Source organism: Micromonospora costi (genome assembly GCF_003626655.1).
GTDB classification, from domain to species: Bacteria; Actinomycetota; Actinomycetes; order Mycobacteriales; family Micromonosporaceae; genus Micromonospora; species Micromonospora costi.
The window spans coordinates 817,852-837,444 of the sequence record NZ_RBAN01000004.1; the positions used below are offsets into that span (position 1 = coordinate 817,852).

16 protein-coding genes are annotated in these 19,593 nt (G+C 69.1%); 3 read left to right on the forward strand and 13 right to left on the reverse strand.

Features of this window, described 5'->3' with window-relative positions; translation table 11 throughout:
- The first annotated feature begins 506 nt into the window (after window positions 1-506).
- Together D7193_RS25700 and D7193_RS25705 are read left to right on the forward strand one after the other, a co-directional pair.
- Window positions 507-1,700 carry a M14 family zinc carboxypeptidase gene (locus tag D7193_RS25700; RefSeq protein ID WP_241563405.1) on the forward strand — a complete coding sequence of 398 codons (1,194 nt, stop codon included), beginning with the start codon at window positions 507-509 and terminating at the stop codon, window positions 1,698-1,700.
- Window positions 1,701-1,740: 40 nt separating this feature from the next.
- A complete protein-coding gene (locus D7193_RS25705; RefSeq protein WP_120782113.1) occupies window positions 1,741-3,561 on the forward strand; it encodes a CocE/NonD family hydrolase in 1,821 nt (606 codons plus the stop codon).
- A 341-nt stretch (window positions 3,562-3,902) separates the two neighbouring features.
- On the opposite strand, the gene D7193_RS25710 is transcribed toward D7193_RS25705, so the two are convergent.
- From D7193_RS25710 to D7193_RS25740, 7 genes are all read right to left on the reverse strand, one after another.
- Window positions 3,903-6,992, reverse strand: a complete 3,090-nt coding sequence (locus D7193_RS25710; protein WP_241563407.1) for an FAD-binding and (Fe-S)-binding domain-containing protein — start codon at window positions 6,990-6,992, stop codon at window positions 3,903-3,905.
- Between the two features lie 18 nt (window positions 6,993-7,010).
- Complete coding sequence (locus D7193_RS25715; RefSeq protein WP_241563449.1) at window positions 7,011-8,132, reverse strand: ABC transporter substrate-binding protein; 1,122 nt, start codon at window positions 8,130-8,132, stop codon at window positions 7,011-7,013.
- A 6-nt stretch (window positions 8,133-8,138) separates the two neighbouring features.
- Window positions 8,139-8,996, reverse strand: a complete 858-nt coding sequence (locus D7193_RS25720; RefSeq protein ID WP_120782116.1) for an ABC transporter permease — start codon at window positions 8,994-8,996, stop codon at window positions 8,139-8,141.
- Window positions 8,993-9,760, reverse strand: coding sequence for an ABC transporter ATP-binding protein (locus D7193_RS25725; protein WP_120782117.1), 768 nt, complete (start codon window positions 9,758-9,760; stop codon window positions 8,993-8,995). The genes D7193_RS25720 and D7193_RS25725 overlap by 4 nt, the downstream gene beginning before the upstream one ends.
- Complete coding sequence (locus tag D7193_RS25730) at window positions 9,757-10,692, reverse strand: DUF6282 family protein (RefSeq protein ID WP_120782118.1); 936 nt, start codon at window positions 10,690-10,692, stop codon at window positions 9,757-9,759. Before D7193_RS25730 ends, D7193_RS25725 begins: the two co-directional genes overlap by 4 nt.
- Window positions 10,693-10,778: 86 nt before the next feature.
- A complete protein-coding gene (locus D7193_RS25735; protein WP_241563409.1) occupies window positions 10,779-11,513 on the reverse strand; it encodes a GntR family transcriptional regulator in 735 nt (244 codons plus the stop codon).
- 47 nt (window positions 11,514-11,560) lie between these two features.
- Window positions 11,561-12,580 (reverse strand): amidohydrolase family protein, encoded by a 1,020-nt coding sequence (locus D7193_RS25740; RefSeq protein ID WP_120782119.1) that lies wholly within the window; start codon window positions 12,578-12,580, stop codon window positions 11,561-11,563.
- 235 nt (window positions 12,581-12,815) lie between these two features.
- Here D7193_RS25740 and D7193_RS25745 point away from each other — a divergent pair, with 235 nt between their 5' ends.
- Complete coding sequence (locus tag D7193_RS25745) at window positions 12,816-13,472, forward strand: GntR family transcriptional regulator (RefSeq protein WP_241563411.1); 657 nt, start codon at window positions 12,816-12,818, stop codon at window positions 13,470-13,472.
- A 39-nt stretch (window positions 13,473-13,511) separates the two neighbouring features.
- Here the strand turns inward: D7193_RS25745 and D7193_RS25750 are convergent, their stop codons facing one another.
- The 6 genes from D7193_RS25750 to D7193_RS25775 form a co-directional block, all read right to left on the reverse strand.
- Window positions 13,512-14,315, reverse strand: a complete 804-nt coding sequence (locus D7193_RS25750) for an NAD(P)-dependent oxidoreductase (RefSeq protein WP_120782121.1) — start codon at window positions 14,313-14,315, stop codon at window positions 13,512-13,514.
- A gap of 47 nt (window positions 14,316-14,362) precedes the next feature.
- Window positions 14,363-15,439: a 4-oxalomesaconate tautomerase gene (locus tag D7193_RS25755; protein ID WP_120782122.1), complete on the reverse strand. Its 1,077-nt coding sequence runs from the start codon at window positions 15,437-15,439 to the stop codon at window positions 14,363-14,365.
- Entirely contained in the window at window positions 15,436-16,140 is a 705-nt protein-coding gene (locus tag D7193_RS25760) for a 4-carboxy-4-hydroxy-2-oxoadipate aldolase/oxaloacetate decarboxylase (protein WP_120782123.1), read from the reverse strand. Before D7193_RS25760 ends, D7193_RS25755 begins: the two co-directional genes overlap by 4 nt.
- Before the next feature lie 63 nt (window positions 16,141-16,203).
- Window positions 16,204-16,602, reverse strand: coding sequence for a GntR family transcriptional regulator (locus D7193_RS25765; protein ID WP_120782124.1), 399 nt, complete (start codon window positions 16,600-16,602; stop codon window positions 16,204-16,206).
- Between the two features lie 838 nt (window positions 16,603-17,440).
- Entirely contained in the window at window positions 17,441-17,899 is a 459-nt protein-coding gene (locus tag D7193_RS25770) for a hypothetical protein (protein ID WP_120782125.1), read from the reverse strand.
- A gap of 342 nt (window positions 17,900-18,241) precedes the next feature.
- Window positions 18,242-19,015, reverse strand: coding sequence for an SDR family NAD(P)-dependent oxidoreductase (locus D7193_RS25775; RefSeq protein ID WP_120782126.1), 774 nt, complete (start codon window positions 19,013-19,015; stop codon window positions 18,242-18,244).
- Window positions 19,016-19,593: the final 578 nt, after the last annotated feature.

Genomic DNA, 19,593 nt, shown 5'->3' on the forward strand with positions numbered 1-19,593 from the left:
TGCAACGCCGCACGTCAGCCGAGCTGTCGCGGCTCTGCGCTCATACCGGACGGCGCCCGCCGACGGCGGCGTACGGTGACCGCCCGAGTACGCCGAGCATGCGCCCAGGGCCGGTACCGGCCTGCGGGCGGGCGGTCGCCTACGTCAAGTGCCGGACAGCCGGTGGCAGACCGCCCGTCGGCTGGCCGGCGCAGAGGTCAGAGTCCTCGCCGGCGCCGATGGGGCATCGGCACCGGACGCCGTCCGGTCCGGCTGAGGGCCACTTCGAGCGGGCCACGGTCGTACGGGTCCACCGACACACGGTCTCGACGGATGTCCTAAACGGGCGCTCGAAATCCCTGCACGTGTTCGGTGCCCCTCCGACGCGCGGCCAAATACATTGATCGACGATGATCACAGCATCGGCGAGGAAGCTGGTGGCGGTCGCGGCCGCAGGGAGTCCAGCCGGTCATAGACCACGGAGATGAGGACCGAAATTGGTGACGACATTACCTGGCATACGTCGAGTGCTCGGGGTCGGTGTCCTGGCCGCACTCGCGTTCACGTCGGTCGCGATGGTCGAGTCACCGTCGCCGGTCAGAGCGGATCCCTCGCAGTGCAATGAGTTCCCGGAAGGCCAGGGAAGCGAGACGGTCGAGGGGTATTACCAGCCTGCGGAAATCGAGCGCGTGGTGCAGAAGCTTGAGCACACGGGCCAGGGTGTGACCACCGACGTTATCGGGACGTCGAACCAGGGACGACCGATCTACTCGGTCCGAGTGGGCTCCGGCGCCAAGGTCGTCTTCCTACAGGCCGGGATCCATGCGAACGAGCCAACGGGAACGATCGCACTCGTCAACGTACTCAACAGTTTGAGCGACAGCTCACGTCGATCGCAGCAGATCCGCGAAGCAGTGACCATTGTCGCCGTCCCGCAGCTCAACCCGGACGGGGCAATACCCTACCAGCGGGAGAACCACCAGACCTGGGACGATACGGTCTCGATGTTCCCGCAGCTCGCGGGCGCGCCGTCGGCGTTCTACCACTCGCTTCCGGGACCCCGATTCTGGTCCGATCCGCGGGTACCCGGCTTCGACCTGAACCGCGACTTCAACCCAGACTTCGACTATGCGCCGCAGGCGGGGCATCTTCCCGGCAGCGGCTCGGTGCGCGGCATGTACCTCACCCCCGAGGCGCGGGCTTCGCGCGACCTGTACACCGCTCTGGAGCAGGAGTTCGGCCTCGTTGACGTGTTCGTGGACCTGCACAATCAGGCGCCCTGCAACACGTTCGATGACGGCGATGCGCATACTCCCGACCTGCACACGCCGATGTCGATCTCGGCGCAGTTCCTCCGTGACCCCGGCTCGCACGGCGCTGGGACCATGTATCCGAACTTCGGCTGGGACGCGTCACGCCGGGCGAACGTCGCCGCCTGGGAGGGCGTCCAGCGCGGAGGCTCGACGTTTTCCGGCGTCACCCGTTACCCGCAGAACCTCAACCTGGCCGGCTCGGCCAACGCCACCTACCAGCTGCGCGGCAGCGCAAGCGTGCTGATGGAGGCCGGCCGTCAGCGCCACGCCAACCCGCAGTGGCGGCACGGATTCATCGCGAAGGTCCACGAACTGGCGATGATGGGAATCATCGACTCCCTCGTCGACAACACCTTCGAAGACATCGACCCAAATCGCTACGAGGAGATTCCGGTCCGCAACGGCTGATCGGCGGGACGCGACCATCACGGACGACGAGGAGACATCGATGCAGAGACGGACGACGGCGGCGGCGCTCGGCGTGCTGCTAACCGCGAGCGTCTTCGCGGGAGGGATCGCAGCGGCGGCCCCCGCGACGGCGGCGGAGGTCCCGCCGGAGGGGATCACCCACGAGGAGAACGACCGGGTCCCGGAGGGCTCGGTCTGGACGGAGCACTACTTCCCGTCGACGGACGGAGTCGAGCTGCACGCCGACGTGCTGCGGCCCGAGGGACTGCCGGCGGGCGCGAAGACGCCCGTCATCCTCGCCGTCGGGCCCTACTTCGGCCACGCAGGGCAGACCGGGCCCGAGGGCTTCACCCACACTGGGCCGTCGGCACGCTTCAACGACTTCCTCGAGGGCGCCGACCTCTTCGATGAGGGCTTCACCTACGTCATGGTCGACCTGCGCGGGTTCGGCGGGTCCACCGGCTGCCTCGACAACAAGGGCCCGGGCGAGCAGAACGACGTCCGCGCGGCCATCGAGTGGTCTGCCTCCCAGCCGTGGTCGAACGGCAACGTCGGCATGTACGGCAAGTCGTACGACGGCGCCACCGGTCTGATGGGCAACAACCTCAAGATGCCGCAGCTCAAGGCGGTCGTGGCGCAGGAGTCGATCTGGACCGGGTACAACTACCTGTTCTCCAACGGGGTGCCGCGCCCGAACGCCACCGGCACGCCGAACTCCTACAACAACATCGCCACGATGGACCCGCTGGCCGACGACACCTCGCGCTACCAGGCCAATGCCCGGTACGAGGAGTCGCACCCCGAGTGCCTCAGCGAGAACATCGCGGACAACTACGAGCCGGACCCGAACGCCCCCTTCTGGCAGGCGCGCGACATGGCAGCCAACGCCAAGGGCACGACGACTCCGCTGTTCGTCACGGCGGGCTTCATCGAGAACAACACCAAGCCCGAGGGGATGGAGGAGTTCCTCAAGAACCACGTCGGCCCCGAACGCGGCTGGCTGGGCCAGTGGGATCACGTGCGCGGCAACGACCGCGTATCCGACGGACGCCTGGCGATGGGCCGCGAGGGTTGGTTCGACGAGGTGATGAGCTTCTACGACCAGTACCTCAAGGGCGAGGAGCCGACGACGACGTACCCCACGTACTCGATCGAGGACAACCTCGGCGGGTGGCGGGCCGAGCCGACATGGCCGACCCCCGACCGCCGCCTCGCCGTGGCGCTCGGCAACGGCACCTACGTCGACGACGGCGGGGCTGCGGGCGTGCCGTACGCGTCGTCGCCGTCCACGCTCGCCCTCCCGAAGAGCTACGGGCAGTGGGACATGGAGAGCGCCCCGAGGCTCGAGGGGCTCGGGGCGACGCGCAAGGCGGCCTCGCCGTCGCCGTCGTCCGACGCGGCCTCCGCGGAGCCGGCGTCGAGCTACCTCGTGTGGTCCGACGTGGTGCGGCAGGAGACGCGGCTGACCGCCACGCCGCGCGTCGAGCTCACGGTTGGTGCGGCGGGCAACGTCATGGTCAAGGTGTGGGACGTGGCGCCCGACGGCACGGCGGTGATGTTCGACGAGAACGTGTCGCTGGTCAAGAAGGGCCGGGTCGGGTTCGACCTCAAGTCGACCGACTGGACGCTGCAGGCCGGGCACAGGCTCGCGGTCGAGATCGGCTCGATCACGACCGGGAGCTGGCGGGACACGCCGTCGGGCGCCACGATCAGCGTGACCGGCGCCATCCTACGGCTGTCGACGGAGAGCACCGCGGATGACGTGCCGACCGCGGGGGAACGCTCGCCGTTCCTCGACAGCTACATCCAGGCGTACACGCGCACCTTCCCGGAGCCGGGCACGCCGAGATTCCGACTCTGAGCAGCGGTTCAGGACCAGCGCACGCCAGGGCGTGCGCTGGTCCTGACACCTCCGGATATCCTCTCCTCAGTGTCAGGAGAGGCTGCCGCGTTGCGGTGGTTGGATTCCTTGCCACCTGGTGTCTGGCTCATAGTGGTCGAGCACGTCCATGTCCTGCCCGACGTCTCCGTCCAGGAGTAGCCAGGGACCGCACTCGCCGTCTCGCCGGTGGTCGCTGCGGGCCCGGCCTTCCACCGGGTCGGATCAGGCCTGCTGAGCGGCCCGGCTTCGACTTACGGCAGCACCTCCGAGATCTGCGGGGCTCTCCGTAGATGAGCCTCTGTGAGCCGGGCCAGAGACCATCACCAGGTCCCTGTTGGCGAGTAGTTGCCGCGAGCGAGGAGTTCGGCGAGGTGGACGCCCTGACGGCCAGCGAGATGGTCGGCCTGGGTACGGCAGGAGAAGCCGTCCGCGAGGTAGACGGTGTCCGGCCCAGCGTTGCGCAGGGCGGGCAGCAGGGCGTTCTCGGCGACGGCGACGGACGTGTCGTAATGGCCGGCCTCCATGCCGAAGTTGCCGGCCAGCCCGCAGCACCCGGTTAGCCGGGTCACGGACGCGCCTGCCTGGGTCAGGAGCGCGGCGTCGGCTTCCCAGCCCATGACTGAGTGGTGGTGGCAGTGCGGCTGCGCGACGACGTCGACGCCTGTTAGCGATGGCGGGGCCCAGCCGGGACCGGGGCCTAGCGGGGCGGGGGCGGTGAGCAGCTCGGCGAGGGTGTAGATGCCGGCTGCGAGGATCCGGGCGCGGGCATCGTCTGGGAGGAGGTCGACCATGTCTGAGCGCAGCACGGCAGTGCACGAGGGTTCGACGCCCACGATGGGGATCCCATCGGTGGCGTAGGGCGCCAGGACGGCAAGTAGGTCGGTCAGGCGCTTCTTGGCCCCGTCCAGCTGCCCGGTGGAGATCCAGGTGAGCCCGCAGCAGGCGGACTTCTCGGGCACGATCACGGTGTATCCGGCTTCCTGCAGGACGGCGGCTGTGGCCCGTGCCCCGGCCGGATCCAGCGTGTCGGAGAACGTGTCCGCCCACAGCACCACCGGCCGCGGCGGAAAGGACGACGTGTGCCTGGCGGCGAGCGACGCGCTGTCAGGCGTGGTCGCGCGGCCCTGCTTTCTGAACCAGGCGGAGAAGCGTTCCTCGGCGAAGGTGACGATCTGCCGGCGGGGGTCCATCCCGCCTGCGGCGAGCACCGCCCTCGCGATGGGGCGGATCCTGAGCACTGTGTTGGCCAGCCTGGCCAGGGCTGGCATCTTGGTGACGAGGGAGGACCAGCGGGGCAGCTGGCCGAGGATGTAGTGGTTGCGCGGACGCACCTTGCCCGTGTAGGCGCGGTGGAGGACCTCGGACTTGTAGCGGGCCATGTCGGTGCCGGTGGGGCAGTCCGTCGAGCACGCCTTGCATGACAGGCACAGGTCGAGGGACTGGAGCACCGCCGGGGAGCGCCAGTCGGTGATGAGCGAGCCGTTGGTCAGCTCTTGCAGCACCCGCGCGCGGCCGCGGGTGACGTCCTTCTCGTCCCGGGTCGCCTGGTAGCTCGGACACATGAAGCCACCCGCGCCGGAGTTGTCGGCCCGGCACTTCCCCACTCCGGTGCAGCGGTGGACCGCGCGCGTGAAGTCTCCGCCGTCGTCGGCGAAGGCGAACCCGTGTCGGGACGAGGTGGGGCGCGCGCTGGGCCGGCGTAGGTCCGAGTCCAGGGGCCGGGGGTCCACCACGATCCCGGGGTTCAACGTGTTCTCCGGGTCGAATAGCGCTTTGACGTGGCCGAACAGGCTGATCACCTCGGGGGTGTACATGCGCGTCAGCAGCTCCGAACGGGCCCGTCCGTCTCCGTGCTCGCCGGAGAGTGACCCGCCGTAGGAGGCGATGAGGTCCGCGGACGCTTCGAGGAATGCTCGCGAGGGCCGGATCCCGGCGGGCGTCTCCAGCGGCAGGTCCAGGCGAACGTGTACGCACCCGTCCCCGAAGTGCCCGTACAGCAGCCCGTCCACGCCACGGTCCGCCATCAGCGCGGTGAAGTCGCGTAGGTAGTCCCCCAGCCGTTCAGGTGGGACGGCGGCGTCCTCCCAGCCGGGCCACGCCGGCGCGCCGCCCGGGGTCCGTCCGCCCAGTCCGGCGCCGTCGGCTCGGATGCGCCACAGCGCCGCGGCCTCAGCCCCTGCGGGGACGACCCGGACCGCGTCGGTGCCGGCGTCTGCGGCCAGCGCGTGCGCCCGGGTTAGCGCGTCGTCGACGCTCTCACCGACGTCGGCGCCGACTTCTACGAGCAGCCATCCGCCACCGGCGGGCAGCTGTGGCACCGCGCCCGCTCCGCGGTGGCGGCGCACAACCTCGACGAGGCGGGCGTCCATGCCCTCGATCGCCAGGGGCCGGTGGGCCACGAGCGCGGGTACGGCGTCGGCGGCCGTGGGCATGTCCGGGTATCCCAGCGCGACGACGACCGGGGCGGCCGGCACGGGCACGAGGTTCACCGTGGCCTGCAGGACCGTGACCAGGGTGCCCTCGGTGCCCACGAGCATCTTGGCCAGGTCGCGGCCGTGCTCGGGAAGTAGGTGCTCGAGAGAGTAGCCGGAAACCTGCCGGCCGAAGCGGCCCAGCTCGGTGCGGATCGTCGCCAGGTTTGCGTGCACCAGGGCGTCCAGGCCCGCGACCGCGTCCAGCGCGCCCGCGCCGGCGCCGGCGTGGAATCGGCGCCCGGCGCCATCGGCGACATCGAGCGAGACGATGTTGTCGGCCGTACGCCCGTAGGCGACAGCATGCGGACCGCACGCGTTGTTTCCGATCATTCCGCCCAGCGTCGCCCGGTTCTGCGTCGACGGGTCCGGCCCGAAGCGAAGCCCGTGCGGTGCGGCTGCGGCCTGCAGGGAGGACATCACCACACCCGGCTGGACCACGGCGATGCGGGCATCGGGGTCGAGCGCGATGATCCGGTCCATGTACCGGGAGAAGTCGAGCACCATTCCGGTGCCGACTGCGTTGCCCGCCACCGACGTACCCGCGCCGCGGGCGGTGACCGGCACTTTGAGGCGGCGGGCTACGTCCAGGGCCGCCAGCACGTCGTCGTTGTCTCGCGGGGCCACCACTACCCGCGGGGGCACCCGGTAGTTGGACGCGTCCGTGGAGTACTCGGCCCGGCGGCGTTCGGAGTCGTCGACATCCCCGTCGACTGCCTCCCGAAGTGCCGCGACGAGGTCATCGCTGGGCCCGGGTGCACGCACCGAATTCATTGCTGCCCTCCCTCGTTGACATGCGGGCGGCGCATCCGGCGGCGTCAGTCGTTGCGCGTACCTGTAGTCGGTGCACATGCCGGTGTCGCGCCGCTCTGACTCGGAAACGGACGCGGTTCGGTCTTTTGTACCGACCGGACCCGTCGCAAGGGGTCCGGTCGACACGAAGACGCCTTCTGCTTCTCAGCCCTTGAGCGCCGTGGCGATCCACTCCGAGGGAACGATGTCGGTGAACGTGGGCGTGGTGGGCACCAGGCCGGTCTGCCGGTGGAAGTCCGCCGAGACGTTGTAGGCGGTCTCGGTGGGTGTCGGGGCGTCGGGGATCTCCGCCTGCAGGACCGGCACGAGCGCCTGAACGGTCTGGGCGTTCATCGTCTTCTGGTACTGCTGCAGCAGTTCGCTGGCCTTCGCCGGGTCACCGTTGATGGTCTGCTCGGCCTTGGCGATGGCGCGCAGGAACGCAGCCACCGCTTTGCCCTTGCGGTCGATGACGTTCTGGGTGGTGAAGACGGCACCGTGGATGGCGTCCTTGAGAGCAGGGATGTCACCGCGAGCGGGCGAGATGTAGATACGGCCGACTCCGGTGGCCACGGCCTGCTGCCCGATCGGCTGGAAGAACGACAGGGCGTCGACCCGGCCGGCCTTCAGCGCGCCGATCGCGGCGGACGCGTCAGCGCCGAGGTTGACCAGGGTCGCATCGTTCTTGGGGTCGAGGTTGGCCTGCTTGAACAGGTAGTTCACCAGCGCCTCGGTGCCGCTTCCCGGCCCGGTCATGCCGATCTTCTTGCCGCGCAGGGCCTGGATCCGCTCGTTCAGCGGCGCCGAGTCGCCGGCGGTCGGGATGTTCGATCCGGCGATGATGTCGACGTAGTAGGCGTCCACGAGGGAGCCGACCACACGCGCCTTATTGTTGATCTTGTACAGGTTGAACGCGTCGGTCATCACACCGCCGGCAATGTCGATGCTGCCGGACTGGACCGCTGCGGCGAGCTTGGCGCCGGTGCCGAGCCGGGGCCGTTCTCCCAGGGTGAGCCCTTCGGCCTTGAAGTAGCCCTCGTGTTCGGCGACGAACAGCGGGAAGAAGGCGACGGAGTCGCTGATCTGCCCGACGTTGAGGCGCATGGCGTCGGCGCCGGTGGCCGGTTCGCTGCTGCTGCCCTTGTTGGCACAGCCGGCGGCGAGCAGCGCTGCCGAGACGGCGGCGATGGCCCCGAAACGGCGCAATACGGATGTTCTACTACGGGACATGGTGGACTCTTTCGACTGAGGGACGGATGGGGAGCTGTCGCGTGTCTGACCGGGCACCAACCGTCAGGCCTCGGCGTCCAGGGGCTTCCAGCGGTTGGCCCGCTTGCCCAGGAGGTTGACGATGGCGTTCAGGACGGCGGCGATGACGCTGAGCACGACGAGGGTGGCGAACACTCCGTCGGTGTCGAACTTCGCGGACGAATCACTGATCAGATAACCGAGGCCACGGTTCGATGCCACGAGCTCACCGATGACCGCGCCGATCAGCGCGTACGGGATGGAGACCCGTAGTCCGGTCAGTAGACCGGTCATCGAGGCGGGCAGGACGACTTTGAAGGCGATGTCCCGGCGGGTGCCGTTCATCAGCCGCACGGCGTCGACCAGCGCGCGGTCCACTTCGTGCACACCGGCGGCCGTGTTCAGGAAGACCAGGAAGAACACAGTGACGGCGGCGAGCAGCACCTTCATGTCGGTACCGATGCCGAACCAGACGATGAACAGCGGCGCCAGGGCGACCTTCGGGATGGCGTAGAGCGCCATCAGGAACGGGTCCAGGATGTCCCAGACCACTCGGACGGAGGCGATCAGGTAGGCCAACGCGGCGCCGGACAGCGCACCGACCAGGAAACCGAGCACAATCTCCTGCACGGTGATCCAGGTGTTCGACCACAGCGTGCCGTCGGCGACCCAGTCGCCGAGCCGGGTGGCGATGCCGTTCGGGCTGCTGACGAACTGCGGGTCGAGGACGGGACCCGACAGTGCCTGCCAGACCACCAGCAGGACGACGAGCAGACCGATCCGCCACCCCCAGATCAGGGTTTTGCGGCCGTGCCGCTGGCGCCAGGTGCGCCGGGACGTCTCCCGCAGAGGGCCCGCAGGCCTGGTGGCCGAGCCCACTTGCGGGGTCGTGGTCGCGCTCATCGCGCCCCCTCCTTCAGCGCCGCGGACAGCCGCCGGTGCAGCTCGACGAAGTGTGGATCGACCCGGATGTCGTCGGGATCGCGCGGCCGGGGCAGGTCCACCGACTGGTCGAGCAGGATCGTTCCGACCGGCCCGAGCACCACGACGCGATCGGCGAGGATCAGCGCCTCCTCGATGTCGTGGGTGACGAAGACGACCGTGCGCCCGCTGCCGGACCACAGCCGTAGCAGTTCGCCCTGCAGTTCGGTGCGCAGTTGGGCGTCGAGCGCTCCGAACGGCTCGTCGAGCAGCAGCGTCTCCGGGTCAGCACAAAGCATCCGGGCCAGGCTGGCGCGCCGGCGCATGCCACCGGACAGCTCGCGTGGGTAGTGCCGCTCGAAGCCGTCCAAACCGACGAGCTTGATCAGCTCGGCGGCGACGGCAGCGCGTTCCTTCTTGCTCTCCCCACGCAGTTCGCGGGGCATCTGCACGTTGCGGGCGACGTCACGCCACGGCATCAGCGTGTCGTGTTGGGTCAGGTAGCCGACCTGCGTGTTGGGTCCGCGCATCGGCTTGCCGCCATACGTAATCTGCCCGCTGGTCGGCGGGGTCAGCCCGGCGAGGAGGTTGAGCAGGGTCGACTTTCCGCAACCGCTGCGTCCCAGCAACACCAGGAAGGACCCCTGCTCGACGGTCAGGTCGACGCCGCGCAGCGCAATCAGTTCCTCGTCGTCCTTGCGGAAGTGCTTGGACAGTCCCTGCACCTCGATGACGGCGGCGCTCATGCTGTCACCGCCGACGGCGCCGCCGCGACGCGGCGGGTGTTCGTCACTGCCATCACGTGTACCTCGTCCTCGGTGAACCCGGCCTCCAGCAGTCGGTCGGCCAGCAGCGCGAGACCGTCCTCCACCGGGGGGTTGAACGGCTGGCCGAGGTCGGAGGAGAGGAGCGAATGCTCGGGGCCGACCTGCCGGATGTGGTCGAACAGGGTGTCCCAGCTGACCTTTCCGGTGTACGGGGTGGTGAAGCAGCGTTCCATCAGCGCGCCCCGCTCGGCCAGGTGCCGCTGCACCTGAACCGACAGTCGCTGAGAGGTGAACTCCGGGTGCGTGACGACGATGCGCCGCACCCCGAGGTCGGCCGCCGCGTCGACGACCGTGGTGATCTCGTCACCGGACAGGTGCCCGGTCGCCAGCACCATGTCGTGCTTGGCGATGACGCTCAGCACCTCCCGGAGCGCCGGCACGATCGCGCCGTCGGAGTCGACGACGTCGATCGCCGGGGCCATGATGCCCTGCTCGGCCAGGTCGGCCTGCAGTTGCGCCCACATGGGCGGGGTGGCGCCCTCCGGCTCGCAGGCCTGGCACTCCCGCTGGTTGGCGCAGTCCACGGTGGGCAGCCAGACGATCCGCGCGCCCTGCCGGCCCGCGATCTCCACTGCCACCGGGTTGAGCCCGCCGACCGAGCCATTCAGCGTGAGAGCGCCGAGCACGTCCACACCGGGTACGGCGTTGCGCACCACTTCGGCCCGCTCGGCGGTGGGCACATAGTGGGATTTCAGTACGAAGCCGGCCAGGCCGACCTCGGCGAACCGGCGCGCCAACGAGACGTCGTCGATGCGCCGGCGCATCACGTCCGGCGCGACGTGGATGTGCGTGTCGTACGCCCCGGCGACGAGTTCACGGGCTCGGGCCGAGGGGGTGGGGTGGTCACTCACGGAGCCTCCAAGGGGAATCAGGACATCGCCCCGCGACGTGTGGCACCGCGGTGGCCGGTCGAGCTGTGATGTTGTGGACTCTCGATTCAAAAGTGGACGAGGTCGGGTGCAGACGCGTGGTGCTGCGCGTGGGCGGACGTCATCTCGCGGAGGGTGTCTGCGACATGGGAGAGGTGGTAGCGCATCGCGGCCTCGGCGGCGTCCGGGTCAGCCGCCTCGATGGCGTCGACGATCCGGGTGTGCTCGACGAAGGACCGGGCGGACCGTCCGGGAACGAGCACCGTGCGGTATTGGAACCGCACCATCTGTGCCTTGAGCCCGGCGATGAGCCGGGTGGCCGTGTGATGCCGGGACGCCTCAATGATCTTCGCGTGCATCCGAGCGTTGCCGTCCGAGTACGCCAGCAGGTCGCCCGCCTTCAGGCAGGCCGACATGTGCGCGAGCGTCTCGCGCATGAAAGCGACCTCCGCTGGTGTGGCCTTCGTAGCGGCTTCGCGGGCAGCGAGTGCTTCGAGCGCGCCGCGCGCCTGGGTGATCTCCAGGGCCTCGGCCTCGGTCACCATCCGCACCCGGGCCCCGCGGTTCGGCTCATGGACCACGAGCCCCTCCTGCTCGAGTCGGGCGAGCACAGTGCGGACGGCGGTGCGGCCTACTCCGAGCGTGACGGCTAGGTCGACCTCGACCAGCCGCTGGTTGGGCATCAGCCGCCCCCTGACGATGTCCTCGCGCAGTCTCGTGTACGCCTCGTCGGCGGCTGTCCGCCCGCGGCCGTTGCGGCCGACGGTCGTCGGCACCGACTGCGGCGGTGGTGTGGCGTCCACGACGGTTCCTTTCGTCGGCTGCGGGATCGAGCGGGGAGACTCGGCTCTCAACGGTTTCTGGCCTTCAGTGCCGCATCCAGTCGCGGGTAGACCCGCCGGGCGTTGCGCTCGAGGACCTTCTCTCGGTCTCCCGGCGCCAGGTGCAGCGCGTCCACGTATCGCAGGGTGTCGTCGAAGTGGTGGCCGGTCTGCGGATCGATGCCCCGGACCGCGCCGACCATCTCGGAGCCGAACAGGATGTTGTCGACGCCGATGACGCTGAAGAGCAAGTCGATGCCGTGCTGGTGGTATACGCAGGTGTCGAAGAAGACGTTCTTCATGACCGACTCGTCCAACGCGGGGCGGTTGAGCATGTCCGCGAGCCCTCGGAAGCGGCCCCAGTGGTAGGGCACTGCGCCCCCGCCGTGCGGAATGACGAATCGCAGGTCTGGGAAGTCCTTGAAGAGGTCTGACTGCAGGAACTGCATGAACGCGGTGGTGTCGGCGTTGAGGTAGTGCGACCCGGTGGCGTGGAAGTTTGCGTTGGTCACCGCCGAGACGTGCACCATCGCCGGCACCTGCAGCTCTACCATCGCCTCGTAGAAGGGATACCAGCTGCGGTCGGTCAGCGGCGGGGAGGTCCAGTGGCCACCGCTGGTGTCGGGGTTGAGGTTGCATCCCACGAACCCGAGCTCCAACACGCAGCGTCGCAGTTCAGCGATCGAGTGCGAGATGGGGACTCCGGGCGACTGCGGGAGCTGGCAGACTCCGATGAAGTTGTCCGGGTACAGCTCGACCACGCGCGCGATGAGGTCGTTGGAGACCTGCGCCCAGCGGCTGCTGACGGCCTCGTCACCGACGTGATGGCCCATGGCCGAGGCGCGCGGCGAGAAGATGGTCAAGTCGATCCCGCGCTCGGCCATGAGTCGCAGCTGGCTTCCCTCGATCGTCTCGCGGATCTCGTCGTCCGAGATGCCGGGGTAGGCCGGCGGTTCTTCGCCGGCGCTGAAGGCCGCCTGCTGCGCCTCTCGCCACGACGTGTGCGCCTGCGGCGCGGTCGTGTAGTGGCCATGGCAGTCGATGATCACGTGTCCCAGGGCTCCTTGGGGTGGGCTGATCGGCAGAACCAGCTCCGTTTACCGGCAGGCGATGTGATCCGGGGCCTGATGGCCTCCCGCGTCACGCTCGCGAATGCCGCTCGGCAACTGTGACCGTAACCACCACGCAACATCGTCGCAATAGATGTCGAGCAGATTGTCGACAATATTTTCACCACGGACTCCACAGAGGCCATATACTCATCCGCGACTGAGGAGGTCCGGTTTGGCCAAGACCCCGCGTGAGGGTGCCGCTGCCACGAGGCTGGCGGCCGACGCACTACGCGCCGCGCTGATGAACGGCGATCTCGCGCCCGGACAGCGGCTGGTGGAGGCAGAACTCGCCGAGGCGTTCAGCGTCAGCCGCGCCAGTCTCCGCACGGCACTGTTCGACCTGGCCGCCGAGGGACTGGTCGAGCGCATCCCAAACCGCGGCGCCCGCGTACGGGTCGTGTCCGTGGCCGAGGCGGTGGCGATCACCGAGTGCCGCATGGTCCTCGAGGGCCTGTGTGCCGCCAAGGCAGCCGAACGGGTCACCGACGAGCAGATCGCCGTACTGACCGATCTCGGCGACCAGATGCAGCGTGCGGTCGCGGACGGCGACCCGATGAAGTACTCAGCGCTCAACCGGGAACTCCACCGCCTCGTACGCGAATACGCGGCGCAACCGGTGGCCTCGGGGCTGCTCGACCGACTCAACGGTCAGCTGGTTCGCCACCAGTTCCGGCTCGCGCTGCGCGCCGGCCGCCCGCAGGTGTCCCTCCGGGAGCACCTCGCGATCATCGACGGGATCGCACGCCGCGAACCCGCCGACGCCGAGGTCGCCACCCGCGCACACTTGAGCAGCGTCATCACCGCACTCCAGGAGGCCGACGCCGACTAGGGCCGGGCGGACGCTGTCCGCCTGGCCGGCGCCGGCGGACTATCGGCCACCGTTGTCGCGCAGGTCGATGAGCAGATCACGCGTTGCCGCACTGATCCGCGGCGGGACTCCCAGCTCCTCGAGCTGCTCAGCGGCAGCGGTCATCTCGTCCGCGCGCCGGCGGGCGTGCCGGTGGGTCCCGTCGATCAGCCTGTCGATTGTGCGCTGGTCGAAGCCGGCCAGTTCGGTGCTGATGTTGTTGCGCAGCCAGTCCGCGCAGCCTGCCGCCTCCGCGGCGGCCACCGCTTCCACCACCGCTGCGGCCAGTCCCTTGTAGAAGACGCTGCGGAGCAGCTTGCGCGAGATGGCCGCGCCCGCCGGCCCCGGCTGAATCGCTACCTCCGCGCCGAAGCCGGACAGGATGGCCGCGTACCGGTCGGCGGCGGCGCCGGACACCAGCATCGGGGTACGCAACCCCTTGCCCGGTACCGGCGCCATCAGCGCGACGTCGACGACCGGGACGGGCACCCCGGCCGTCTCCGCGAGCGCCGCCTTGAGACCCGGCGAAGCGGTGTTGAGGTCGGCCCAGATCGTCCCTGGCCGCACGGAAGGCAACGCGTGGCGCAGCGCGTCCATCGCGTCGTGGGAGCTGTTGACACTGAGCACCAGATCGGCGTCGCGCACCGCGTCGGCCTCGTCGGTTCGAGGGGCGACGCCGTCGGCGGCCGGCACCTTCGGGTCGTAGCCCCGGACGTCGGCGCCGGCCGCTGCCAGATCGCGGGCGATCTCCGAGCCGGCCTCCCCGAGCCCGAGGACGGCGATGCGGACGGCCGTGCGGGCCTCCGGGTTCTGCAGCGGGGGCATGTTGTCTCCACATCGTCGATGAGCACACGGATCACGGGTGGGCAACGTCAGCGCGTAAAGGCGATGCCCTCGAAGAGCTTGCGGGCAGTGCGTACAACACCTGAGCGGACGACTCGCGGTGGAACGACACCCGCGTCGACGGTCACGTCCACCAGCAAGTGGCCAGTCGGGTGCTCCACGTCGACCTGCGAGCGGTCGGCCGGCCAGTCCGCGGTGAGCTCGTGACCGACCGCCCCCGGCAGCAGCATGCCGGTGACCACGCTGACCGCGGCCAGCACACCGATCGACGTGTGCGGCTGGACGGGGATGAACGACCGGGTGCAGACCTGGCCGCCGTCGCGCGCGGCGGCGACCAGCGCCGTCTTCGGTACGGAGGATCGGCTCACGTCCCCCAGACCCATGAGGGCGCCGGCCTTGACACGCAGGGCGTCGATGCGCTCGAGCAGCGCCACGTCGGCAGCCAACTGCTCGTGCGTCTCGTAGCCGGTCAGGCCGAGCGACTCGGCCCGCGCCACGACCAGCGGCATGCCGTTGTCGACACAGGTCACGTCGACGCCGTCGATCGAGTCCCGGACCCTGCCGGTCGGCAGCAGGCTGCCGGTCGCCGAGCCCGCCGTGTCGGTGAAGGCGAGAACGATCGGCGCGGCGGTGCCGGGAACCCCAGCGATCGCAACGTCGCCACGATACTCGGGACGGCCACCCGGGGTCGGGAAGGTGGCCACCGCGACGCTGTCGGAGTTGACCATCCGAATCCGTACGCTGGTCTCGCGCGGCCCTGCCGCGGCCAGTCCGCGTTCGACGGCGAAGGGCCCCACGCCGGCCAGAATGTTGCCGCAGTTCTGGCGGTCGCTGACCGTCGCGGTATCGACGCCGAGCTGAAGGAACAGGTAGTCGACGTCCACGTCCGGGTTCGCCGACCGACTCACGACCGCGACCTTGCTGGTGAGCGAGGTGCCCCCGCCGAGGCCGTCGATCTGGCGCTGATCGGGGCTGCCCATCAGCCGCAGCAGCAGCTCGTCCCGCTCGGCCGGGTCGGCCGGCAGGTCGGCAGCCTCGAAGTACAGGCCACGGGAGGTGCCGCCACGCATCATGGTGCAGCGCACCCCCGTGTCGTCGTAGCTCACCGCTCACCCATGACGTACTCGTCGTAGGAGACGTACTCGATGCCGAAGTCGTTGAGCTTGTCACGGAGCCCGTAGCGGTCCAGGCCCAGCTGACCCTGCTCGAAAGCGGCGCGGCTGGCGTCCTCCTTATCCGTCCGGGCCTGCGCGGCAGTCAGCGCCCGGGGCACATCGGCCCTGGGTACGACCATGACGCCGTCGTCGTCGGCGACGATCACGTCACCGGGGTGAACGGTCTGTCCGCCGAGCACGATCGGTACGTTCACCGACCCGGCCGTGGCCTTGACCGAGCCCTGCGCGCTGACCGCCCGCGACCACGCCGGGAACCCCATCTCACGCAGCTCCGCGACGTCGCGCACCCCACTGGCGAGCACCACGCCACGGACGCCCCGCTTGGCCAGGGCGGTGGCGAACAGCTCACCGAACAGTCCGTCAGTCGAGGGCGAGTTGGTCGCGACCACCAGGACGTCACCTGGCCGGCACTGCTCCACCGCAACGTGGATCATCAGGTTGTCCCCGGGCCAGCACAGCACGGTGACGGCAGTGCCACCGATGCGCGCACCCGGCCACGCGGGCCGGAACTCGGGGCCAAGGTAGCCGACGCGGCCGAGCGCCTCGTGCACGGTGGCGACACCGTACCCGCCCAGACGTTCCGCATCGCCGACGTCGGCGCGCGGTGGATCGGTGACGACGACAGTCCTCATGCGGGAGTCTCCTCTTGGTAGCAAGGTCAGGCGCTCGTTAGTCAGGGCGGCGGCGAAGTCGGCTCAGGTGGGTCCGGGCCGCCGGCTCGTTGTCAGCTCGCCCGCCTGCGCTGCCTGCCGTATCCGCAGGGCATGGACGCGCGGTGCGCCTACCTCGGCGTCCGTGGCGTGCGGCGCGGCCTTCACCGCGATCAGACCGTCAAGCGCCATACGGCACGCGCTGACCGCCACCGTCTCCGCGGTCGAGACCGTACGCACGCGGGCGCCGCGATTCGTGATCCGATCGACCATCAGAGAGTCCACGGCGAGCCAGGCGGCATTGCGGGAGGCGCCACGCAGGGTCACCAGATCGGCCTCGATCAGCCGCTGGCCCGCGATGAAGTCACCGCTGGTGGTCGCTTCGCGCAACCGCACCTGGTCTGCCTGTCGGACGGCCACGTCGCCGTTGGCGATTCTCTCCATGGCTTACCCCCAACAGATCTTGCGCCGACGCTAGGCGACTGGCGACAAGATTGTCAACACTTCTGTTGAAAGATGCTGGACCAGCGGCGGCGGCCGTTGGACATCCAGGCGTAGGGCGTGCAGTGCGGCCACCCGAGCGTCGATCGGTGCGTATCCAGCGATGGCGAGCAGCCGCCGCCGTCCGGGCTCCGGCAGGTGTGCGATCAGTTGCGGGTATGGCGGCCACTGTCGGCCATGAGTTGCCTCCGACACCAACGCCACCGTCTGCTCGGCAATGGCTACCAGGGGCCGTACGTGAAGGCGCCAGACTTAGGCGGATGCCGCCGTCCTCGGTGTACCGGCGGAGGAACGCCTCTTCGCCGCCTTCGAGTACCTGTCGGATGTGCGTACGGATGTCCTCCGCGTCGATCGAACGCTCCGGCCCGCCTATGCCCGGCGGCTGGCGCAGAGTGCGGGGAGCCCGGAGGGCCGCCGCAGAACGACACCGTTGACCGGTGAGGTGGTGGGCTGGCAGCCGGCCCGGGCGCGGCGGCCGTCGCATCGCCGCGCAGTAGGGCGAGTCACCGCCGGCCGTGGTGGGATGCGGCGCGGAGTGTGCGGGGCCGCCCCTCCTCCAAGGTCAAGGGCGCTTCGCGTCGCTGACGCGACGGCCCTGCGGGCCGCCCTTGACCCCGGAGCCTCTGCGACCCCTCAGGCCTGCGTTGCCAGCAGGCCAGGGGCCTGCCCGGGGTGCACGCACCGCATCCCCACCACGGCCTCATCACGCAGCAAGCCGGCTAGTCACTCTGAACAGAGCGTCTTGTGCTGGGACTTAGTGATGGCCGGCAAAGATCGGCACTCAGTTGTGCAGCGGGATAGCGGGGCACTCGAACTGCTTGACGACACCGGTGTCGACGGCACTCCCAGCCGTCACCGCTGCCCGAACCTCCAGGACCGAATCCAGCACCCCGTCGCCGTCCAGGTCACCGTTGGTCACGGCGGCGGCGTAGCCCGCAGGGAATGCCAGCGCATGAACCTGCCACCGGCCGCCGTTGTAGCCGGCGTCGCCTGGTGCTGCCTCGGCCACGTTCTGCTGCACGTCTCCGAAGCTGTAGATGACGTCCCACGCGCGGTCGGGTGCGCCAGTGTGCGACAAGTCCGTCGGGGTACCGACGGTCCGGTAGAGCTGTCCATCCACGTAGAACGCCGGACCGGTTACCCCAGCCGAGGCCTGTCCGGCCAGGCCCAGGACGGCGGCTGCGGCGACAGCCGCACCCGCGCCGAATACACGCAGCGCGCGAACACGTACGTTCTGCATAGTTTCTCCTTCGAGGTCAATCGGCGTCAGACGTGCGCCGGATTCCAAGGAAACAACACCGGACCCCGTATGAACTTACGAAACAATGACCGGTTCAATTCAGAGCCCAGAGCTTGTGCAGGCGTGACGCCCACCCTCCGTCACCGACACGCGAGCCAGCCGGGGCGCGCCCGCCCCGCCCCGACCTGTGCCGCTGATGTTCGACCTCGCTGCCGTCGACTTCTCCGGCGAGCCACGGTCTCACCGACATTGCCGGTGGTCTCCCCGCTTCGAGGGGCTGCGGACGCGTACGGGCACGTCCGCAGCCCCGCCGGCGCGAATGCCGGCGTTACGTTTCGAGCGTCAGTTACGGCCGGCCATGATGCCGCCGTCGACGTCGACGATGGCGCCGGTCATCCAGCTCGACTTGTCTGACAGCAGGAATGACGCCGCATTCGCGATGTCCTCCGGGCTGCCGACACGCCCCAGCGGGTGGAAGCTGTCGAAGCTGTCGACGGTCTCATCGAGCTTGTCCGCTGGGACGAAGCCCAGGTACAGGGGTGTCTTCACGACCGCGGGCGCGACCGCGTTGACCCGGATGCGGTGCGGCGCCAGCTCGATCGCGAGGGCCTTGGTGAACGAGTGCAGGCCACCCTTCTGCACCGAGTAGCCGGTATGCGGCGTCGCCGCGATGCCCTGGTGCGCCCACATCGAGCCGATGTTGACGATGGCGCCGCCCCGGCCCCCGGCGACCATGCCCGCGACGACGGTCTGCGTGATGAAGAACAGCGCGCGGTTCAGTTCGTTGTACGAGTCGTAGAAGGCTTCGTCGTACTCGCTAAACGCCTTCGGGATGAAGAAGCCCGCGGCGTTGACGAGCAGGGTCGCGTCGGCGTGCTCGGCGGCGAGCTGCTTTCGGACCTCGGGCACCTGGTCGCGGTCGGTCAGCTCAGCCGTGATGCCCCATGCCTTTCCGTTCCGCGACAAGGCCTCGACTGCAGTCCCGACCTTGTCCTGGTCTCGTCCGGTGATCACGGCGGTGCCACCTCCGGCGACCACCTGGTGGGCCGTGGCGAGGCCCATGCCGCTGCTGCCACCGACGACCACGACTTTGCGGCCCTCGAAGCTCTCACTCATTACGGTTGTTCCTTTCCACCCACCGAACCGCGATTAGTGTTCGCAGAACCCGTCCCGCGAAAGTGGCGCGACGTCCGTGGAACTCGGCGCCGGTGGGTCTGAGTCGGGCAGCTCGCGCTAGCGGCGGCACCCAGTCGGACGCCCCGAACCTAGTCGCGGTACAACTGGTCGGTCAAGTCCACTCTTGGCGCCAATCACCTGCTTGGACAGCAACAAACCTTTGCCCGCGACGGAGGAACATGCCGCGAGCCCACTCGACCTCGACGACGGACCCGGCACGCGCACCGCCGATATATATGCAGGTCAGACGCGGTGGCTCCAGAGAACCCCTGCCACCTCCCGCCCGAACCGATCAGAGCAGAGTCGCCGACGGCACAGGAACGCCCGAGGTTGACCTTGTCCGCACCCGAGCGTTAGTTGGACCACATAGTCCACTCGCCGACCGAATTTCTTCGCTTCGAGATCGTCGACGCCGACAGGAGCACCGAGATGACCGACGTGACCATCACCAACCGGCGGGCCGACAGCTCGGCCAACGAGAATCTGGCCACGCTCGCCCGCCACGGCGCCGACACCTT

Bases quoted from the DNA above. Each gene is read 5' to 3' on its own strand.
- D7193_RS25725 (WP_120782117.1), bottom strand. From the start codon at position 9,760: ATGAGCGCCGCCGTCATCGAGGTGCAGGGACTGTCCAAGCACTTCCGC.
- D7193_RS25765 (WP_120782124.1), bottom strand. From the start codon at position 16,602: ATGGAGAGAATCGCCAACGGCGACGTGGCCGTCCGACAGGCAGACCAG.
- D7193_RS25775 (WP_120782126.1), bottom strand. From the start codon at position 19,015: ATGAGTGAGAGCTTCGAGGGCCGCAAAGTCGTGGTCGTCGGTGGCAGC.
- D7193_RS25750 (WP_120782121.1), bottom strand. From the start codon at position 14,315: ATGCCCCCGCTGCAGAACCCGGAGGCCCGCACGGCCGTCCGCATCGCC.
- D7193_RS25760 (WP_120782123.1), bottom strand. From the start codon at position 16,140: ATGAGGACTGTCGTCGTCACCGATCCACCGCGCGCCGACGTCGGCGAT.
- D7193_RS25770 (WP_120782125.1), bottom strand. From the start codon at position 17,899: ATGCAGAACGTACGTGTTCGCGCGCTGCGTGTATTCGGCGCGGGTGCG.
- D7193_RS25705 (WP_120782113.1), top strand. From the start codon at position 1,741: ATGCAGAGACGGACGACGGCGGCGGCGCTCGGCGTGCTGCTAACCGCG.
- D7193_RS25720 (WP_120782116.1), bottom strand. From the start codon at position 8,996: ATGAGCGCGACCACGACCCCGCAAGTGGGCTCGGCCACCAGGCCTGCG.